Below are 18747 nucleotides of genomic sequence, written 5' to 3' on the forward strand. Positions count from 1 at the left end.
TCAGAGGATGGGAACGAGGCCGGCGCCGAATGCGGTCAGCATGCGCACCAGCAGCCACTTCGGCCCGACATTGACCTCGGGGAAGTCGCCCACCGCGACATAGCAACGGTGGAAATCGGCGCTCTGCCGCGGCAGTGGCTGCGGGCAGTCCGGGCCGGGCTTGAATTCGTAGTCGGTGGCGTAGCGCCACGGCCAGAAGTCGAGGATCGGCAGCGCCTCGGAGGCCTTGCCGACGCTGTAGTTCAGGCCGGACAGGACCGGCGGCTTGGCACGCGGCGCCACCGTCCAGGAGTTCTGCGGGTGGGTATCGCGCAGGATGCTCTGGGCCAGCTGCTCGGCGAAGGCCGGATCGTCGATGATCACCGCGCCTTCGGTGTTGTAGTTCTCGCTGCGCGGATCGAAGTTGTGGGTGCCGACCACGCCGATGCGGCGGTCGACCACCAGCGACTTCGCATGCAAGCCCATGCGCGCGCCCTTGCGGGTGACCGGCAGCGGCTTGTTGACCGCCTTGCTGCCCAGGAACGAGGGGCGCGTTTCGGTACGCAGCAGGCGGGTCTCGACTTCGCTGCCGGCAGCACGCCGGCGCGCACGGGCATTCTCATACGCACTGCCGGTACGCGGATGGATCACCCGCGCCGGCCGGTCGTCCACATCCGCAGCGGCCACCGCATCACCACCACTACCGCCACCGGCATTGCTGCCCGCCGCGCTGCCACCGAGCAGCGGATTGCGGCCGGTATCGCTGCCCGGCGCTGCGATCGGGTCGGGCAGCAGGTTGCGGTAATCGACCGGGGCATCCAGCGGGAACGGCTTGAATTCGAAGATGTTGAAGCCCAGCTCGCGCATGTTGCGCCGCTTGTACTTGTAGGACAGCGCATACACGATCGGGTTGTCGGTGGCGGCCAGGCTGTTGCTGGATACCACCACGCGCGGCGGCTGCGGGCGCTTGCGCAGCTCGCGGAACAGTTTCTGTGCCGGCTTGGACAGCACCAGGTAGGGCGTCTGCAGGATCACTTCGTGCTGCGCACTGGAGATCAGTGCGTCCAGCTGCGGCTCGGTGACATGCTGCCCGGCCAGTGGGGCGTCGGCGCGCTCACGCCGGTGCTTGCGCGGCAGATCGGCCACATAGCGCACCGAGGCGACCGGCAGGGCGGTATCCACGAACGAACGGGTGACGAAGGCGACGTCGTTGGCTTCCTCGCTGACCCGCTCCACCCGCTCGGGTCTGCGGAACTGCGCCGGCGGCAGCAGCGGCACGCCCTGCTTGAGCAGGGTACGGCCGACATCGTTCAGGCGCTCGGCCGGCACGCTGCGCTGCGCGCGCCAGAAGGCATCGAAGTTGGCCGCCATCGCACGTGCTTCGGGGCCGGCGATCAGCACGTCACGGTCGCGGAAGTTGTATTCGCGGTCCCAGTCGTAATAGTCGTCCTGGTAGTTGCGCCCACCGACCACGCCGATCGCATCGTCAACCACCAGCAGCTTGTTGTGCATGCGCTGGTTGAAGCGGCGGAAGCAGCACAGCACGCTGCCGGCATAGTCGAAGTAGTTCAGACGGGCCTTGCCGAAGGTCGGGTTGTAGACCCGCAGCTGGAAGTTCTCGTGGGCACCGGCCAGTGCGCCGAGGATCTGCAGGTCGGAGATCGCCGAAAGCTGGTCGATCAGCAACCGCACCTTCACCCCGCGCCGCGATGCCGCCAGCAGCTCGTCGATGACCAGGCGGGCGCTGTCGTCCTTGTCGAAGATGTAGGTCTGCAGGTCGATGCTGCGGGTGGCGCTGCGCAGCAGGTTCAGGCGCGCGACCAGCGCACCTTCGCCCTCGTCCAGCAGGGTGGCGTAGTGCCGCGGCTGGTCCGGGGTCGATTCGCTGAACGCCCGGCCGGCCAGTGCCCGCAGGGGTGAGTCCAGTGCGCAGCGGTCGGCCTGCTGGCAATCGACCTGGGTCGAGCGCGCCTGCACGGCAATTGCCTCGGCGCGATCACGCTGGGCATGCGACAGCGACGCGCAGCCGCTGCCCAGCAACACGGTTGCCAGCGCCAATACACGCAGCAGAGGATTCACGGTTTCGGCGCCTCGCTGAGGCGCGCACGCAATACGAAAGTCACTCGGTCACTCAAGGCAAGCTGCCAGCTGTCCATGCCATACCGACCTCGTTGCACGGTACCGCGGCTGACGACGTCGCAATCATAGCCGGGTCGGGCACATTCCGCTTTCTCGACCTTGAGCGTCTCCGGATGGCTGACCCCGCGCAGGGTCAACCGGCCGTCGATACCGCCGCCCTCGGCGACCGTCTCCGGCCAGTACGGCAGCGAGTCGAACTCCACGAACGGGTAACGGCCGGCATCGAAGAACTCGGGGCCGCGCATCCAGCCGGTATAGCGGTCCTTGCCGGGAATCTCCACGGTGCGGGTGAACATCTTCAGGTGGACCTGGTGGCGGCCATCGGACAGCACCTCGATACGCCCCTCGAAACGGGGGAACACGCCCTCGATGCGCTGGCCGAAGCGGGTGCGGACTTCGAAACCGATCTGCGAGCGCACCACATCCAGCTGCAGCGTACGCGGCGGTTCGGCCACGACCGCCGGCAGCGCGGTCGGTGGCGGTGTGGCGGCCCAGGCCGGGCCGATCGCCAGAACGACTGGCAGCAGACAGCGGCCCGGCAACGCCAACCTCATCGGCTCACGGCCACCAGAAGGCGTTCAGGCTGGCCACGCCCGGCTCGATCGTCGCCTCGCGGGCGAAACCGAGCACGGCCACGCCGCCCGGCGGCATGCCACGGTAATCACTGCTGGTGCCATCGGTCATCAGCGCCACCAGCTGCTCCAGCCCGGGGTTGTGGCCGACGATCAGCACCCGGTCCAGGTCACGGCGCTCGTCCACCAGCGCGGCCAGGGTGCCGGGGGTCGCCTCGTAGATGCGGTCTTCCAGGCGCTTTTCGACATAGCCGATGGCTGCCATCACCGCTTCCAGGGTTTCGCGGGTCCGCCGCGACGGTGAACACAGCACGCAGTCCGGCAGCAGGTTGTTCTCCTTCAGCCACTTGCCGGCGGCTTCGGCTTCAGCGAGCCCCACCGGCGACAACGGCCGGTCGAGGTCGGCCTGGCCGGTGGTGGCCGGTTCGGCGTGGGCGTGGCGGAGCAGGATCAGTTCGCGCATTGCGGGATTCCAATGAAGGGATGGAGACCTACGGCTGTTACAGCTTCAGCCAGGACAACAGGGGTTCCCAGTCGGCCTGGTGCTCGCGCACCTGGGCGGAGCGGTAATCGAAAAGACTGCGGCCCAGGCCGGTCATGACCACATAGCTCTGGCTGTCGCGCAGCTGGGCGACCACCGGATAGGGCCAGTCAGCCAGCATCTGCAGGGCCTGCTGCGAGGTCTGGGTCCAGGGCTTGGTGCGGTTCAGCACCAGCCCGACCGGCAGCTTGCGGCTGTGCACGCGCGGTACCTGGGCCAGGCTGTTGAGGAAGCCGACGATGGCTTCGATGTCCAGTGCCGAGGGCAGCACCGGCACCACCACGGCATCGGCAGCGTCGAGGAAATGCGGGATATCGTCGGCCAGCGCGCCGGCCGGTGCATCGATCACCACGGTATCGGTACCGTCGGGCAGCTTCTGCGCCCATTGCTTCTTGCGGTACACGTCGATCGGCAGCACCGCGCTTTCCAGCCCGGCCCGGCGCTGTGCCCAGCGGGTGCTGGAGCCCTGCGGGTCGGCATCGGCGATCACCGTGGCCTTGCCTTGCAATGCCGCGTACGCGGCCAGGTGGGTGGCGATGGTGGTCTTGCCCACCCCGCCTTTGGAACCGGCCACCAGGATCGTCTTCATGCCAGCCTCGCTTCCGGGTACGTGCCCCGAGCGTACACCGCCGATGGTGACGGAAGGTAGAGCCGTGCTGAACCAGTGCCCCCGGCCTTTGCTATCGTGGCGCCCCCGAAGGATCGAACCGCCATGAGCGAACTGCAGGACCTGAGCGCACTGATCCGCGCCAACACGCCGTTGATCGTGGTCGAGACCCAGGATGAGGGTCGCATCGTCGAGCTGTTCCGGCAGACGCTGATGCATGTCTGGCGGGCCCTGCACCGCTGGTCGATCACCGAGGGCCTGCGTCGCATCGACCTGGAGCGCGAGGACGAGCCGGTCGGTCCGCCCGATGCCAGCGCCGCACTGCAGATGATCCGCCAGGCCGACCAGCGCGGCGTGTACCTGCTGCTCGATTTCCACCCCTACCTGGGCTACGCCAGCCACCAGCGTGCCCTGCGCGACCTGATCCAGCGCCGCCACAGCGAACCGCACGTGCTGGTGCTGATCGGCGCCAAGGTGGAACTGCCCGCCGAACTGGAAGCCCTGGCAGTGCGCTTCAACCCGCGCCTGCCCGACGCCAATGCACTGCTGAAGATGCTGCGCGAGGAAGCCGATGCCTATGCACGCGAACACGGCGGGCGCCGGGTGGAAGTGGACAGCGAGGCGGTCAAGAAGATCCTGAAGAACCTGCAGGGCCTGAGCCTGGTCGATGCGCGGCGCATCGCGCGGCAGCTGATCTATGCCGATGGCGCGCTGCGCGACGACGACCTGCCACAGTTGGCGCGGCTGAAGTTCGAGCTGCTCAACCGCAGCGGCCACCTGTTCTTTGAACATGACAGCGCGCGCTTCGGCGATGTGGCCGGCGCCAACCGGCTCAAGCGCTGGATCAACCAGCGTCGCGTCGCCTTCATCGCCGGCTCGGCACCGGCCGGGCTGGACCCGCCGCGCGGCATGCTGCTGCTGGGCGTGCAGGGCTGCGGCAAGTCGATGCTGGCCAAGGCCACCGCCGCCGGCTTCGGCGTGCCGCTGCTGCGCCTGGACGTGGGCGCGCTGTACAACAAGTACCACGGCGAGACCGAAGCCAACCTGCGCCAGGCACTGGCCTCGGCCGAGCAGCTGGCGCCGTGCGTGCTGTGGATGGATGAGATCGAAAAGGGCCTGGCCACCGGCACCGAGGATGGCGGCGTGTCGCGCCGCGTGCTCGGCTACCTGCTGACCTGGATGGCCGAGCGCAAGGCGCCGGTGTTCATCGTGGCCACCGCCAACCAGGTGCACGAGCTGCCGGCCGAGCTGCTGCGCAAGGGCCGCTTCGACGAGATCTTCTTCGTCGACCTGCCCTCGGCCGATGTGCGCGTGGAACTGCTGCGGCTGCACCTGGGACGGCGCCAGCTCAATGCCGACGACTTCGCGCTGCCGGCACTGGCCGCAGCGGCCAACGGGTTTTCCGGTGCGGAAATCGAGCAGGCGATCGTGGCCGGGCTGTATTCGGCGCATGCCGAAGGCCGGCCGCTGGACACCGAGCTGCTGATGGGCGAGATCCGCACGACACGGCCGTTGTCGGTGCTGATGGCCGAGCAGGTGGCGGCGTTGCGGGAATGGGCGTCGGGGCGCACGGTGTCCGCGGACGACTGAGGGTCGCCGCCACCGCGTCCATCCACGCAGGGCGTGGATTCCCTGTCGGTCAGGGTGCGGTGTCTGGGCTCCAGCCAGCGGGCGGGGTCAGCGGCAGACCGTTTTCCTGCAACAGGCGGCTGATGGCTGCCGTCGTGCCTTCGCGCGCGGCGCGCTGCAGGTAGCCGGCGGGCAGCCCCCGCCGCCGCGCACTCAGCTGTTGCCACTGCAGCCAGTAAAGTGCGCGCTGGGCATCAGGATCGGCGGGCACCAGCCGCAGCGCCAGTTCCTGCAGACCCAGATCGCCACTGGCTGTCATCTGCGTGGCCAGCCTCCTGCACGTTGCGCTGTGCTGTGCCTGCCCGCACAGCGCAATGCCGGCGAAGTCCCACAAGGTGCGTTCCTCCAGCGACCCCAGCAGGGCGTCTTCGACGATCTGCCGCGGGCTGCGGCCCGCCTCCTCCAGCGGCGTGTCGGACAACGACACCCCTGCCAGCGCCTGCAGCTGCATCGCCAGCAGCCGCCGCGTCCCATCACCGAACGGTTGCCGTTCCGCGGCGGCGCGCAGCTGCTGTGTCGCCAGGCCGACTTCTTCCAACCGCCAGGCCACCTGCACCGCCTGCCACGCGCCCTCGCCGTTGTCCTGATCGTCCGCACGCTGCGCCTCCAGCAGTGCCGGCAACAGCCCGGCACCTGTGGGCGCAGCCGTGGGCAAACCAAGATTGCGACCGACGGGGTCACCGCAGGTGAGCGTGCCCTGGCACAGCCGCAACAGGCGGTGGCGGTGGAAGCGGTGCGCTGGCGCGGCCTGCCAGGCGTCCAGGAAAACCGGCGTGAGTGCATCGGCATCGGTCAGGCGCTGGCCGTCGGCCTGTACGCCCAATGCCAGCGACAACTCGGCCCCCTGCCAGCGCTCGGCCGGGACATCGCTGGCCTGCAGGGCGGCGATGCGGGTGACGACCGGCTGCAGCCAGTCCGGCACGGACCGGTCCTGAGCATTCAGTCCCCCTGTCAGCAGCAGCGACAGGAACAACAGCAAGGTAGCGCGTTGGCGCATCCGGAGCTCATGGCAGCGAAGGGCCAACCATTGTAGGCCCCCTTGCACGCCGCCAGCGGCCGGCCGCTGTCAGGGCCAGGCTGGAGGTGCGGCCGCCCAGGCCTGCTGTACTTCACCCAGCGTGGCACGCTCGTCGTCGCGCCATTGCGGCAACAGCTGCGCGTAATGACTGCTGTCGCGCCATTGCCCCGGCTCGGTCCGTACGGCGGCGGCATACCACTTCACTGCCTCCTGCTGCTGGCCGGCGCGCCACAGCGCCAACGCATAGCTCGGCGGTACCCAGCCCGGATTGCTGCGCAGGGTGCTGGCAGCGGCCTGCCACTGTTCCAGCGCGGCCAGCGCCTGGCCCTGCCGCAACAGGTCCCAGCCATAGTTCCAGCGTACGCTGCGGCCCAGCGCGCTCTGCACCGGCGCCTCGGCCAGTGCCTCGCGATAGAGCTTGTCGCCCAGTTCCGCGCGCCCCTGCGCGATGGCCACCGACGCCAGCTGCGCCGTGGCTTCCAGCCCCTTGCGGCCACGCTCGCGATGCTTCAGCAGCTGTGCCACCAGGTCTTCGCCTTCACCCTGCACCACCGTGATCGGCGCGGCAGCGGCGTCGCTGTCGAAATAGAACTCCTGCGGTGCCGGCAATGCCGGCGCGGCCCACACAGTGGCCGCTCCCGAAACCAGCAACACGCCGGCCAGGAACTGTCCTGCAACTGACATCCCAAATCCCCCAAGGTTGAAACACCAACCCTCCCTCTCTCTCCCCGATCCTAACCCCAGCACGGCCCCGGCGCGAGTGCCGGGGGCCCTGGCCCCCCACTGTTACAATTCGCGCCTTTCCCGCCGCGTGCACCTGCGCGGCCGGTGCCAGCCGATCCTGACAGGCCAGCCATGACCAGTACCGCGCAACTCACCTCGCCCGCTTCCGCCGACCTGCTCGACCGTGATTACACGCTCGACCACAAGTACACCCGCAACGAAGGGCGGATCTACCTGAGTGGCGTGCAGGCGCTGGTGCGGCTGCCGCTGATGCAGCGCCTGCGCGACGAAGCTGCGGGCATCGACAGCGCCGGTTTCATCAGTGGCTATCGCGGCAGCCCGCTGGGCGGCTTCGACCTGGAACTGTGGCGCGCGCGCAAGCACCTGGAAACGGCCAGGGTGAAGTTCACCCCGGGCCTCAACGAGGACCTGGGCGCCACCATGGTGTGGGGTACCCAGCAGACCAACCTGTTCCCCGGTGCCAACGTGCAGGGCGTGTTCGGCATGTGGTACGGCAAGGGCCCGGGCGTGGACCGCTGCGGCGACGTGTTCAAGCACGCCAATGCCGCCGGCACGTCGCGCCATGGTGGTGTGCTGGCACTGGCTGCCGATGACCATGCCTGCCGCAGCTCGACGCTGCCGCATGGCAGCGAGGACGAATTCGTCAGCGCGATGATGCCGGTGCTGAACCCGGCCGGCGTGCAGGACATCCTCGACATGGGCCTGCTCGGCTGGGCGATGAGCCGTTACACCGGGCGTTGGGTCGGCTTCAAGACGATCGCCGAGACGGTGGAATCGTCGGCCTCGGTCGAGGTTGATCCGCTGGCCCGGCGCATCGTGCTGCCGGAGGACTTCGACATGCCCGCCGGCGGCCTCAACATCCGCTGGCCCGATCCGCCGCTGGACCAGGAGATGCGCCTGCACCGCTATGCGGTGAAAGCCGCGCAGGCCTTCGCGCGTGCCAACGGCATCGACAAGGTGGTGATGGACGCGCCGCGTGCGCGGCTGGGCATCGTCACCACCGGCAAGAGCTACCTGGACGTGCTGCAGGCACTGGAATACCTGGGCCTGGACGAGCAGGCCTGCGCCGACATCGGCATCCGCGTGTACAAGGTCGGCATGACCTGGCCGCTGGAACCGGAAGGCATCGCGCGCTTTGCGCAGGGCCTGGAAGACATCATCGTGGTGGAGGAGAAGCGTGCCTTCATCGAGCGCCAGATGAAGGAGCAGTTCTTCAACTGGCCGGCCAGCTGGGGCCAGCGCCCGTCCATCGTCGGCAAGTACGACGAGGCCGGCGAGTGGATCCTGCCGTCCACCGGCGAACTGACCCCGGCCACCATCGCCGGCGTGATCGGTCGCCGCATCCAGAAGTTCTTCAACAACGAATCCATCGAGCAGCGCCTGCAGTGGATGCAGGAGAAGGAAGCCGAGCTTGCGTTGCCGCGCGCCAGCTTCCCGCGCGTGCCGCACTACTGCTCCGGCTGCCCGCACAACACCTCCACCACCGTGCCGGACGGTTCGCGTGCGCTGGCTGGCATCGGTTGCCATTACATGGTGACCTGGATGGACCGCAGCACCGACACCTTCACCCACATGGGTGGCGAAGGCGTGACGTGGGCCGGGCAGGCCGCGTTCACCGACACCCAGCACGTGTTCCAGAACCTGGGCGACGGCACCTATTTCCATAGCGGTTCGCTGGCCATCCGCCAGGCGATCGCCGCCGGCGTCAACATCACCTACAAGATCCTCTACAACGACGCGGTGGCGATGACCGGCGGGCAGCCGGTGGACGGCCCGTTGAGCGTACCGGACATCGCAAAGCAGATGCGGGCCGAGGGCATCCATACCATCATGGTGTTGTCGGACAACATCGCCAAGTGGACGCGCCAGCGCGAGCATTTCCCCAGCGACGTGGAGTTCCACGACCGCAGCGAGCTGGATGCGGTGCAGAAGCGCCTGCGCGAAGTGAAGGGTGTTTCGATCCTGATCTACGAACAGACCTGCGCCACCGAGAAGCGTCGCCGCCGCAAGCGCGGCAAGCTGGAAGACCCGGCCAAGCGGGTGATGATCAATTCGCTGGTCTGCGAAGGCTGCGGCGACTGCGGCAAGAAGAGTTTCTGCGTGTCGGTGCTGCCGAAGGAGACCGAGTTCGGTCGCAAGCGCGACATCGACCAGTCCAACTGCAACAAGGACTATTCCTGCGTCAACGGCTTCTGCCCGAGCTTCGTCACCGTGCACGGTGGGCAACCGCGCAAGGGCAGCAAGCGCGATGCCTCCACGCTGCTGGACAACCTGCCGGCACCGGTGGTGCGCGGCACCCTGGAGCACCCCTGGAACATCCTGATCACCGGCGTTGGCGGTACCGGCGTGGTGACCATCGGCGCCCTGCTGGGCATGGCCGGTCACCTTGAAGGCAAGGGCGCCTCGGTGCTCGACCAGACCGGCCTGGCGCAGAAGGGTGGCGCGGTGACCACGCACATCCGCATCGCCCGCCGCCCGGACGATATCCATGCGGTGCGCATCGCCGCTGGTGAAGCCGATCTGGTGCTGGGCTGCGACATGGTGGTGGTCAACGACTACTGGGCGCTGTCGAAGGTACGCGCCGGCCGTTCGCAGGTGGTGCTCAATACCTACGAAGCGATGCCGGGCACCTTCACCACCCGCCCGGACATGCAGTTCCCCGCCGCCGACATCATCGCCGGCGTGCGCGTGGCACTGGGTGGCGAGGAGCCGCTGCTGCTGGACGCAACCCAGCTGGCCACCGCGCTGCTCGGCGATGCGATCGCCGCCAACCTGTTCATCCTCGGCTACGCCTGGCAGCAGGGCCTGGTGCCGCTGTCGTTCGAGTCGCTGATGCGCGCCATTGAACTCAACGGCGCGGCCGTGGCGATGAACCAGCAGGCCTTCGCCTGGGGCCGCCTGGCCGCGGTCGATCCGCAGGCCGTGCAGCAAGCCGCCGGCCTGATGCGCAACCGCCACACCGACACCGAGAACACGCCCGGGCCGCTGCATGCGCTGCCGCCGGGCGAATGGGAAGGCAACGAATGGGGCGCTACCGCCGCACCGCGCAACACCGGTGACGAGCGCGAGCTGCGTGGACTGCCGACGCACGGTGGTGATGTCGCCTTCCTGCCGCTGGACGACGCGCGCCTGTCGCGCTCGCTGGACGAGATGATCGAGCGCCGCTCGGCCTTCCTGACCGACTACCAGGATGCGGCCTACGCCAACCGCTACCGCACGCTGGTCGAGCGCGTACGCGCGGCCGAAGCCGAGCGCATCGGCGGCTCCACCGCGCTGACCGAAACCGTGGCCCGCTACCTGTTCAAGCTGATGGCGTACAAGGACGAGTACGAAGTGGCGCGCCTGTACACCAGCGGCGACTTCCAACGGCGCCTGCAGCAGCAGTTCGAAGGCGATTACCAGCTGCGCTTCCATCTGGCACCGCCGCTGTTCGCCAAGAAGGACGAACAGGGCCGGCTGCAGAAGAAGGAATACGGCCCGTGGATGTTCAAGGCGTTCGGCCTGCTGGCGAAGCTGAAGTTCCTGCGCGGTGGTCGCCTGGATGTGTTCGGCCGCACCGAAGAGCGTCGCATGGAGCGCCAGCTGATCACCGATTATGAGGCGACCGTGCAGCAGCTGATCGACGGACTGGATGACGACCGCCTGGCGCTGGCGGTGGAGATTGCCAGCGTGCCCGAGCACATCCGCGGCTTCGGCCACGTCAAGGAAGCGCACTTCGAGAAGGCCAAGGCCCGCGAAGCAGTGCTGCTGGCGCAGTGGCGCAACCCGAAGGCGCTGCATATCGTGCAGGTGGCGTAATAGTGGCAGGTGGTAGTGCCGGCCGCTGGCCGGCATCTGCCCTTCCCGGACAATGTGTTGCCGGCCAGCGGCCGGCACTACCGGTGATTCACCCCAACCGCCACAGCAGCAGGCGGTTGTTGGACGGCATCGCCACATCCCCCAGGCGGGTAAAGCCGTTGTCGGCGGCCAGCGCCTGCACCGCTTCGCTATCGCGGATGCCGCTGCGCGGATCACGCGCCTTCAGCCACGCATCGAACTGCGCATTGCTGTCGCTGGTGTAGCGACCGCCGTAGTTGAACGGGCCGTACACCGCCAGCAACGCGCCGTGGCGCAGCCGGGGGGGAAGTGCGGCGAACAGCGCCTGCACATGCTCCCAGCTCATGATGTGCAGGGTATTGGCACTGAAGGCAGCGTCGAACGTGCTGCCTTCCGGCAAGCTCAGGCCGGGCGCTGGCGGCAGTTCCACCTGCAGCGCCACCGGCGGCAGCAGGTTCAGCAGCGCCGCCTCCGCGCGCCAGGCCTCGATGCCGGGCAGATGATCCGGATGGTCGCTGGGCTGCCAGCGCAGCCATGGCCAGCGCTCGGCGAAGAAAGCGGCATGCTGGCCGGTGCCGCTACCGATCTCCAGCACCCGGTGGCGATCTCCCATCCACGGGTCGAGCGCAGCGGCGATCGGTTCGCGGTTGCGTTCACAGGCTTCTGAATACGGCTTGCTCGACATCGAGACGGCGTCCAGGCGGGGTCGGCCTCATTGTGCATGACGGGGGTAATGAGCAGGGCTGCACCCTGCACCTGCAGAGGCCGCGGCAACTGCCGGAGCAACAGCAGAAGCTGGCTTCCTGCGGGATGGCGGGGTGGGTCCGGTGGCGGGGGACGCCGTAAACCCGTCCTTGGGGGCTTGGCCGCGGCATCCATGCCGCGGACACCCCCGCCACCGGACCCATCCCGCCTTCGACAGTTTTCCGCGATCTGCTGGAACGGCTCTTGGGGTCAGATCCGTTTCGATACCTGACAGATGTGTCGACCAAGGTCGACACCTACCAACAGCCGCGGAGATCTGTCAGAGGTGGGGCGGTGTCGGAGTGCGGGGTGTCAGCCGCATGGATGCGGCTGCCAAGCCTCCATGGACGGATTCACAGCGTCCCCGCACTCCGACACCGCCCCGCCCACCCACGGAATGCCCGCTTTTGACGTTGACGTTGCTGCTGAGGTTGCCGGCCAGCGGCCGGCGCTACAGCAGGTGCAGGGCTGCAAGCCCTGCCGAAACCCTCCCGACCATGACTGCAGTCACTTGCCCGAATGCCCGCCGCTGGCGAAAGTCGAGGAGTTGACGTGATCGGATCGGTCCTTTGCCGGCCGCACGGAAGTGAGAGAGAGACGCTGTGCAACGACGTGAGTTCCTGGCATTTTCCGCTCTGGGCCTGGCGGGCCTGGCCCTGCCGCATTCGCGGCTGATCGCCGCCGAGCAGTTGCTGGCCCCGGTCGACCCGGCCAAGCGCCGGCGCCTGGCCGAGGTCGCCCTCGCTGCCGCGCGTTCGGCCAAGGCCAGCTACTGCGACGTGCGCATCGGGCGCTACCTCAACCAGTCGGTGATCACCCGCGAGCACCAGGTCGGCAACGTGACCAACCGCGAATCGTCCGGTGTGGGCGTGCGGGTGATCGTCAACGGTGCGTGGGGTTTCGCCGCCACCCACCAGCAGACCGAAGCGGCGGTGCGCACCGCCGTCGAACAGGCCACCGCCATCGCCCGCGCCAATGCCAGCATCCAGTCCCGCCCGGTGCAGCTGGCGCCCAGCCCGGCGGTCGGCGAGGTGCGTTGGCAGACCCCCATCCGCCGCAATGCGATGGAAGTGCCGATCCAGGACAAGGTCGAGCTGCTGCTGGCGCTCAATGCGGCCGCACTGAATGCGGGTGCCGACTACATCAATTCCACCCTGTTCCTGGTCAACGAGCAGAAGTACTTCGCTTCCAGCGACGGCTCGTTCATCGACCAGGACATCCACCGTATCTGGCTGCCGTTCACCGCCACCGCCATCGACAAGGCCAGCGGCAAGTTCCGCACCCGCGCCGGCCTGTCCTCGCCGATGGGCATGGGCTACGAGTTCCTTGATGGCGATGCACGCGGCAAGGTGCAGCTGCCCGGTGGCATCACTGCGTACCGTGATTCCTATGACCCGGTCGAGGACGCCATCGCAGCCGCCCGCCAGGCGCGCGAGAAGCTGAAGGCGCCCTCGGTGAAGCCCGGCAAGTACGACCTGGTGCTGGATCCGTCCAACCTGTTCCTCACCATCCACGAGAATGTCGGCCACCCGCTGGAACTGGACCGCGTGCTCGGCTACGAGGCCAACTACGCCGGCACCAGCTTCGCCACCCTGGACAAGCGCGATGCTGGTTTCCGCTGGGGCAGCGACATCGTCACCTTCTTCGCCGACAAGACCCAGCCGGGCAGCCTCGGCGCGGTCGGCTACGACGACGAAGGGGTGAAGACCCAGCGCTGGGACCTGGTGCGCGACGGCATCCTGGTCGACTACCAGGCGACGCGCGATGAGGCGCACATCCTCGGCCGCAACGCCTCGCATGGCTGCAGCTATGCCGACTCGTGGTCCAGCGTGCAGTTCCAGCGCATGGCCAATGTCTCGCTGGCGCCGGGCAGGACGCCGCTCAGCGTGGAGGACATGATCAAGGACGTGGAGAACGGCATATACATCCATGGCCGCGGCTCGTACTCCATCGACCAGCAGCGCTACAACGCGCAGTTTGGCGGCCAGCTGTACTACCAGATCAGGAACGGAAAGATCACCGGCATGGTCGAGGATGCGGCCTACCAGATCCGCACGCCGGAGTTCTGGAACGCCTGCACCGCCATCTGCGATGAACGCGACTTCCGTCTTGGCGGTTCGTTCTTCGACGGCAAGGGCCAGCCCGGCCAGGTGTCGGCGGTCTCGCACGGTTCGTCCACCACCCGTTTCAACGGCATCAACATCATCAACACCGCGCGCAGTCTCGGCGCTTGAGCCACCCGTCCTTCATGGAGAGCAGCCTTGCACAGACGTGACTTCCTGGCCCTGACCGGGCTTACCGCTGGCGGCCTGATCGTGCCGTCGTTCTTCGGCAAGGCGATCGCCGCCGAGCAGCTGCAGTCCAGCCTCGACCCTGCGCTGAAGAAGCGCCTGGCCGACGCCGCCCTGCAGGCCGCGCGCAGCGCCGGCGCCACCTACTGCGACGTGCGCATCGGCCGCTACCTGCGGCAGTTCGTGATCACCCGCGAGGACAAGGTGCAGAACGTGGTCAACACCGAGTCCACCGGTGTGGGCATCCGCGTGATCGTCAACGGCGCCTGGGGCTTTGCCGCCACCAATGCGCTCAGCACCGCCGACGTGGCCCGTGCCGCGCAGCAGGCCGCGGCGATCGCCAAGGCCAACGCGGGCGTGCAGACCGCGCCGGTGCAGCTGGCCAAGGCGCCGGGCGTGGGCGAGGTCAGCTGGAAGACGCCGATCCGCAAGAATGCGATGGAGGTGCCGATCAAGGAGAAGGTCGACCTGCTGCTGGACGTCAACGCCGCGGCGATGGGCGCCGGCGCCAGCTTCGTCAACTCGATGCTGTTCCTGGTGAACGAGCAGAAGTACTTCGCCTCCACCGACGGTTCCTACATCGACCAGGACGTGCACCGCATCTGGGCACCGATGACGATCACCGCCATCGACAAGGCCAGCGGCAAGTTCCGCACCCGCGAAGGCCTGTCCGCACCGATGGGCCTGGGCTACGAGTACCTCGATGGCGCGGCTGCCGGCAAGGTGCTCACGCCCAATGGCGTGGTCAACTACAGCTCGTCCTACGACATGAAGGAAGATGCCATCGCGGCGGCCAAGCAGGCGCAGGAGAAGCTGAAGGCGCCGTCGGCGAAGCCCGGCAAGTACGACCTGATCCTGGATCCGTCGCACACCTGGCTGACCATCCACGAGTCGATCGGCCACCCGCTGGAGCTGGACCGCGTGCTCGGCTACGAAGCCAACTACGCCGGCACCAGCTTCGCCACCCTGGACAAGCGCGAGCAGCATTTCCAGTACGGCAGCGAGCACGTGAACATCTTTGCCGACAAGACCCAGCCGGGCAGCCTCGGCGCGGTCGCGTACGACGATGAAGGCGTGAAGTGCAAGCGCTGGGACCTGATCAGCAACGGCAAGCTGGTCGACTACCAGACCATCCGCGACCAGGCCCACATCCTCGGCAAGACCGAATCCGATGGCTGCTGCTATGCCGACTCGTGGTCCAGCGTGCAGTTCCAGCGCATGGCCAACGTGTCGATGGCGCCGGGCAAGTCGCCGCTGAGCGTGTCGGACATGATCAAGGACGTGGAGAACGGTATCTACATCATCGGGGATGGTTCGTTCTCGATCGACCAGCAGCGCTACAACGCGCAGTTCGGCGGCCAGCTGTTCTACGAGATCAAGAACGGAAAGATCACCCGCATGCTCGAAGACGTGGCCTACCAGATCCGAACCCCGGAATTCTGGAATGCCTGCAGTGCCGTGGCCGATGAACGCGACTACCGCCTGGGCGGTTCGTTCTTCGATGGCAAGGGCCAGCCCGGCCAGGTTTCGGCGGTCTCGCACGGTTCGTCCACCGCGCGCTTCAACGGCATCAACGTCATCAACACCGCACGCAGCCTCGGCTGACCGGTCAGGAGCCCTTACACCATGAGTATCTTCACCGAAGCCCAGGCCAAGGCCATCCTCGACAAGGTCATCGCCCTGTCCAAGGCCGATGAGTGCACGGCCGTACTGGCCGGTTCCATCAACGGCAACATCCGTTTCGCCCTGAACAACGTGTCCACCAGCGGCATCGTCGACAACACCGAACTGGCCGTCACCGTGGCCTTCGGCAAGCGCGTGGGTACCGCCTCGATCAACGAGTTCGACGACGCGGCGCTGCAGCGCGTGGTGCGTCGCGCCGAAGACCTGGCCCGCCTGGCCCCGGAAAACCCGGAGTTCATGCCGGCCATCGGCAAGCAGACCTACCGCCCCAGCCCGACCTTCAGCGAATCCACCGCCGCCATCGATCCGGCCTTCCGCGCCAAGGTCGCCGCCGATTCGATCGCGCCGTGCCGTGGCAACGGGCTGATCGCTGCAGGCTTCCTCGAAGACGGCCAGGGCTTCTACGCCACGGCCAACAGCAACGGCAACTTCGGCTACCAGCGCACCACCAACTTTGACTACACCTGCACCGTGCGCACCGAAGACGGCCGTGGTTCGGGCTGGGTGGGTCGCAACCTGAAGGACGCTGCCGACTTCAAGGCCGACCAGGACATCCGCATCGCCATGCGCAAGGCGACCGAGTCGCAGGAAGCCAAGGCACTGGAACCCGGCAAGTACACGGTGATCCTGGAGCCGGCAGCAGCCGCCGGCCTGATCAGCTTCATGATGAACTTCTTCAGCGCACGCTCGGCCGATGAAGGGCGCAGCTTCCTGTCGAAGAAGGGCGGTGGCAACAAGCTGGGCGAGCAGGTCTACGATCCGCGCGTGAACATGCATGCCGACCCGTGGCACCCGGACGCGCCGGTGCTGCCGTGGGACAACGAGGGCATGCCGCGTGAGCGCATCGCCATCATCGAGAACGGCAAGGTCGCCAACCTCGACTACTCGCGCTTCTGGGCACAGAAGCAGGGCAAGACCGCCAAGGCCACGCCCGGCAACCTGCTGATGAGCGGTGGCGAGAAGAGCACCGCCGAACTGGTGCGCGGCACCCAGAAGGGCATCCTGGTCACCCGTACCTGGTACATCCGCATGGTCGATCCGCAGACCGTGCTGCTGACCGGCCTGACCCGCGATGGCACCTTCTACATCGAGAACGGGCAGATCAAGCATCCGGTGAAGAACTTCCGCTTCAACGAATCGCCGGTGATCATGCTCAACAACATCGAAGAGCTGGGCAAGCCGGTGCGCGTGGCCGGTGACGAGTCCAACTTCGTGATGATGATTCCGCCGATGAAGTTGCGCGATTTCACCTTTACCTCGTTGTCCGACGCGGTCTGATGGATCGGCGGGCCTGCCTGCGCTGGTTGGCCGCTGCCGCTTCGGCGGCGGCGCTGCCGGCATGGGCGCAGGCAGGCCCGCGCAGTTCGCGCTACGACTTCTGGTTCACCCGCCTGCAGTACGACTCCGGCGATTGGGACGTGGACGCGCGCATGCCGTCCAACCTGATCACCTCGCTGATCGACTACACCTCCCTGCGGGTGGACCCGCAGGAACGCGTGGTGGCGTTGGCCGACCCGCGCATGCTGGAGGCGCCGTTCTGCTACCTGGCCGGGCACACCCTGGTCGAGTTCAACGCCGCCGAACGGCAGAACTTCGTGCGCTACGTGCGCAATGGTGGCTTCGTCTTCGTCGACGACTGCAACCACGATATCGACGGCCTGTTCGCCACCTCGTTCGAAGCGCAGATGGGCCGGCTGTTTGGGCCGAAGGCGCTGCAGAAACTGCCCAACAGCCACGCGCTGTACCGCAGCTTCTTCCGCTTCCCCGACGGCCCGCCCGCGACCAGCTTCGAGCTCAACGGCTGGGGCGATGACCTGGTGCACGACTACCTGAAAGGCATCGAGGTCGATGGCCGGCTCGGTCTGCTCTACAGCAACAAGGACTACGGCTGCGAGTGGGACTACGACTGGCGCAACAAGCGTTTCCTGGCCGAAGACAACACCCGCTTCGGCGTCAACATCGTGATGTACGCATTGAACAATTGAACGGACCACGCCCATGACCTCCCCCGACCTCGATTCCCTGCTGCCGCGCCTGCATGCGCTGCGCAGCGCCCTGGCCCACGCCGTGGTCGGCCAGCACACCGTGGTCGAGCAGCTGCTGATCGGCCTGCTGGCCGGTGGCCACTGCCTGCTGGAAGGCGCGCCGGGGCTGGGCAAGACCCTGCTGGTGCGCTCACTGGGGCAGGCACTGGAACTGCAGTTCCGGCGCGTGCAGTTCACCCCGGACCTGATGCCCAGCGACATCCTGGGCACCGAACTGCTGGAAGAAGACCACGGCACCGGTCATCGCCATTTCCGCTTCCAGCAGGGCCCGATCTTCACCAACCTGCTGCTGGCCGACGAGCTCAACCGCACCCCGCCCAAGACCCAGGCGGCGCTGCTGGAAGCGATGCAGGAGCGTACGGTCAGCTACGCCGGCACGACCTACACGTTGCCGGCGCCGTTCTTCGTGCTGGCCACGCAGAATCCGATCGAACAGGCCGGTACCTACCCCTTGCCCGAAGCACAGCTGGACCGCTTCCTGCTGCATGTGCTGGTCGATTACCCCAGCGAGGAAGAAGAGCGGCAGATCCTTGAACAGACCACCGGCGGTGCCACGGAAAGCGTGCCGAAGGTGATGGATGCCGAAGCGGTGATCGCGCTGCAGGCGGCGGTGCGCCAAGTGCATGTCAGCCCCGACGTGCTGGCCTGGATCACCTGCCTGGTCCGCGCCAGCCGCCCCGGCGATGGTGCACCGGCAGCGATCAACCAGTGGGTGAAATGGGGCGCGGGTCCGCGTGCCGGGCAGTCGCTGGTGCTGGCCGCCAAGGCGCGCGCCCTGCTGCAGGGACGCTTCGCCGCCACCCGCGAGGATGTGCAGGCGCTGGCGGCACCGGTGATGCGCCATCGCCTGCTGCTGTCCTTTGCCGCCGAAGCCGAGCAGAAGCGGGCCGACGATGTGGTCGCCGCACTGCTGCAGGCCGTTCCCTTCCCGGGTTGATC

General features: G+C 67.4%; 14 protein-coding genes. 7 read left to right on the top strand and 7 right to left on the bottom strand.

Annotation, left to right across the window (positions count from 1 at the left end):
• Genes M2299_RS06370 through M2299_RS06385 form a run of 4 tightly spaced genes read right to left on the bottom strand, consistent with a single transcriptional unit; the run spans position 1 to position 3820 of the window.
• The gene (locus M2299_RS06370) at positions 1-2058 is read right to left on the bottom strand and encodes a phospholipase D family protein (protein ID WP_025875988.1); all 2058 of its coding nucleotides are present in this window, start codon (positions 2056-2058) and stop codon (positions 1-3) included.
• Positions 2055-2672, bottom strand: coding sequence for a YceI family protein (locus M2299_RS06375; protein WP_033832699.1), 618 nt, complete (start codon positions 2670-2672; stop codon positions 2055-2057). Before M2299_RS06375 ends, M2299_RS06370 begins: the two co-directional genes overlap by 4 nt.
• 4 nt (positions 2673-2676) lie before the next feature.
• A complete protein-coding gene (locus M2299_RS06380) occupies positions 2677-3153 on the bottom strand; it encodes a histidine phosphatase family protein (RefSeq protein ID WP_032977995.1) in 477 nt (158 codons plus the stop codon).
• A gap of 37 nt (positions 3154-3190) precedes the next feature.
• On the bottom strand, positions 3191-3820 hold the full coding sequence (locus M2299_RS06385; RefSeq protein WP_025875994.1) for a ParA family protein: 630 nt from the start codon (positions 3818-3820) through the stop codon (positions 3191-3193).
• Positions 3821-3943: 123 nt separating this feature from the next.
• Between M2299_RS06385 and M2299_RS06390 the strand changes: the two genes are divergently transcribed.
• On the top strand, positions 3944-5428 hold the full coding sequence (locus M2299_RS06390; RefSeq protein WP_025875996.1) for an AAA family ATPase: 1485 nt from the start codon (positions 3944-3946) through the stop codon (positions 5426-5428).
• 49 nt (positions 5429-5477) lie between these two features.
• Here M2299_RS06390 and M2299_RS06395 read toward each other — a convergent pair whose 3' ends face one another.
• Together M2299_RS06395 and M2299_RS06400 are read right to left on the bottom strand one after the other, a co-directional pair.
• Entirely contained in the window at positions 5478-6464 is a 987-nt protein-coding gene (locus tag M2299_RS06395) for a hypothetical protein (protein ID WP_280884071.1), read from the bottom strand.
• Positions 6465-6533: 69 nt separating this feature from the next.
• The gene (locus M2299_RS06400; RefSeq protein ID WP_025875998.1) at positions 6534-7169 is read right to left on the bottom strand and encodes a tetratricopeptide repeat protein; all 636 of its coding nucleotides are present in this window, start codon (positions 7167-7169) and stop codon (positions 6534-6536) included.
• Positions 7170-7340: 171 nt separating this feature from the next.
• Here M2299_RS06400 and M2299_RS06405 point away from each other — a divergent pair, with 171 nt between their 5' ends.
• Positions 7341-11027 carry an indolepyruvate ferredoxin oxidoreductase family protein gene (locus M2299_RS06405; protein ID WP_280884072.1) on the top strand — a complete coding sequence of 1229 codons (3687 nt, stop codon included), beginning with the start codon at positions 7341-7343 and terminating at the stop codon, positions 11025-11027.
• Between the two features lie 88 nt (positions 11028-11115).
• On the opposite strand, the gene M2299_RS06410 is transcribed toward M2299_RS06405, so the two are convergent.
• Positions 11116-11730 (bottom strand): DUF938 domain-containing protein, encoded by a 615-nt coding sequence (locus tag M2299_RS06410; RefSeq protein ID WP_280884073.1) that lies wholly within the window; start codon positions 11728-11730, stop codon positions 11116-11118.
• A 661-nt stretch (positions 11731-12391) separates the two neighbouring features.
• Here M2299_RS06410 and M2299_RS06415 point away from each other — a divergent pair.
• Genes M2299_RS06415 through M2299_RS06435 form a run of 5 tightly spaced genes read left to right on the top strand, consistent with a single transcriptional unit; the run spans position 12392 to position 18745 of the window.
• Positions 12392-14023 (top strand): TldD/PmbA family protein, encoded by a 1632-nt coding sequence (locus M2299_RS06415; protein WP_280884074.1) that lies wholly within the window; start codon positions 12392-12394, stop codon positions 14021-14023.
• Positions 14024-14050: 27 nt separating this feature from the next.
• Positions 14051-15685, top strand: a complete 1635-nt coding sequence (locus M2299_RS06420) for a TldD/PmbA family protein (protein WP_280884075.1) — start codon at positions 14051-14053, stop codon at positions 15683-15685.
• Positions 15686-15706: 21 nt separating this feature from the next.
• Positions 15707-17041 (top strand): TldD/PmbA family protein, encoded by a 1335-nt coding sequence (locus M2299_RS06425; protein ID WP_025876012.1) that lies wholly within the window; start codon positions 15707-15709, stop codon positions 17039-17041.
• The gene (locus tag M2299_RS06430) at positions 17041-17748 is read left to right on the top strand and encodes a DUF4159 domain-containing protein (protein ID WP_025876014.1); all 708 of its coding nucleotides are present in this window, start codon (positions 17041-17043) and stop codon (positions 17746-17748) included. The genes M2299_RS06425 and M2299_RS06430 overlap by 1 nt, the downstream gene beginning before the upstream one ends.
• Positions 17749-17761: 13 nt before the next feature.
• Positions 17762-18745: a MoxR family ATPase gene (locus tag M2299_RS06435; protein ID WP_100437177.1), complete on the top strand. Its 984-nt coding sequence runs from the start codon at positions 17762-17764 to the stop codon at positions 18743-18745.
• Positions 18746-18747 lie beyond the last annotated feature (2 nt).

It is taken from the genome of Stenotrophomonas sp. 1278 (assembly GCF_029892765.1).
In the GTDB taxonomy this organism is placed as follows: domain Bacteria; phylum Pseudomonadota; class Gammaproteobacteria; order Xanthomonadales; family Xanthomonadaceae; genus Stenotrophomonas; species Stenotrophomonas indicatrix.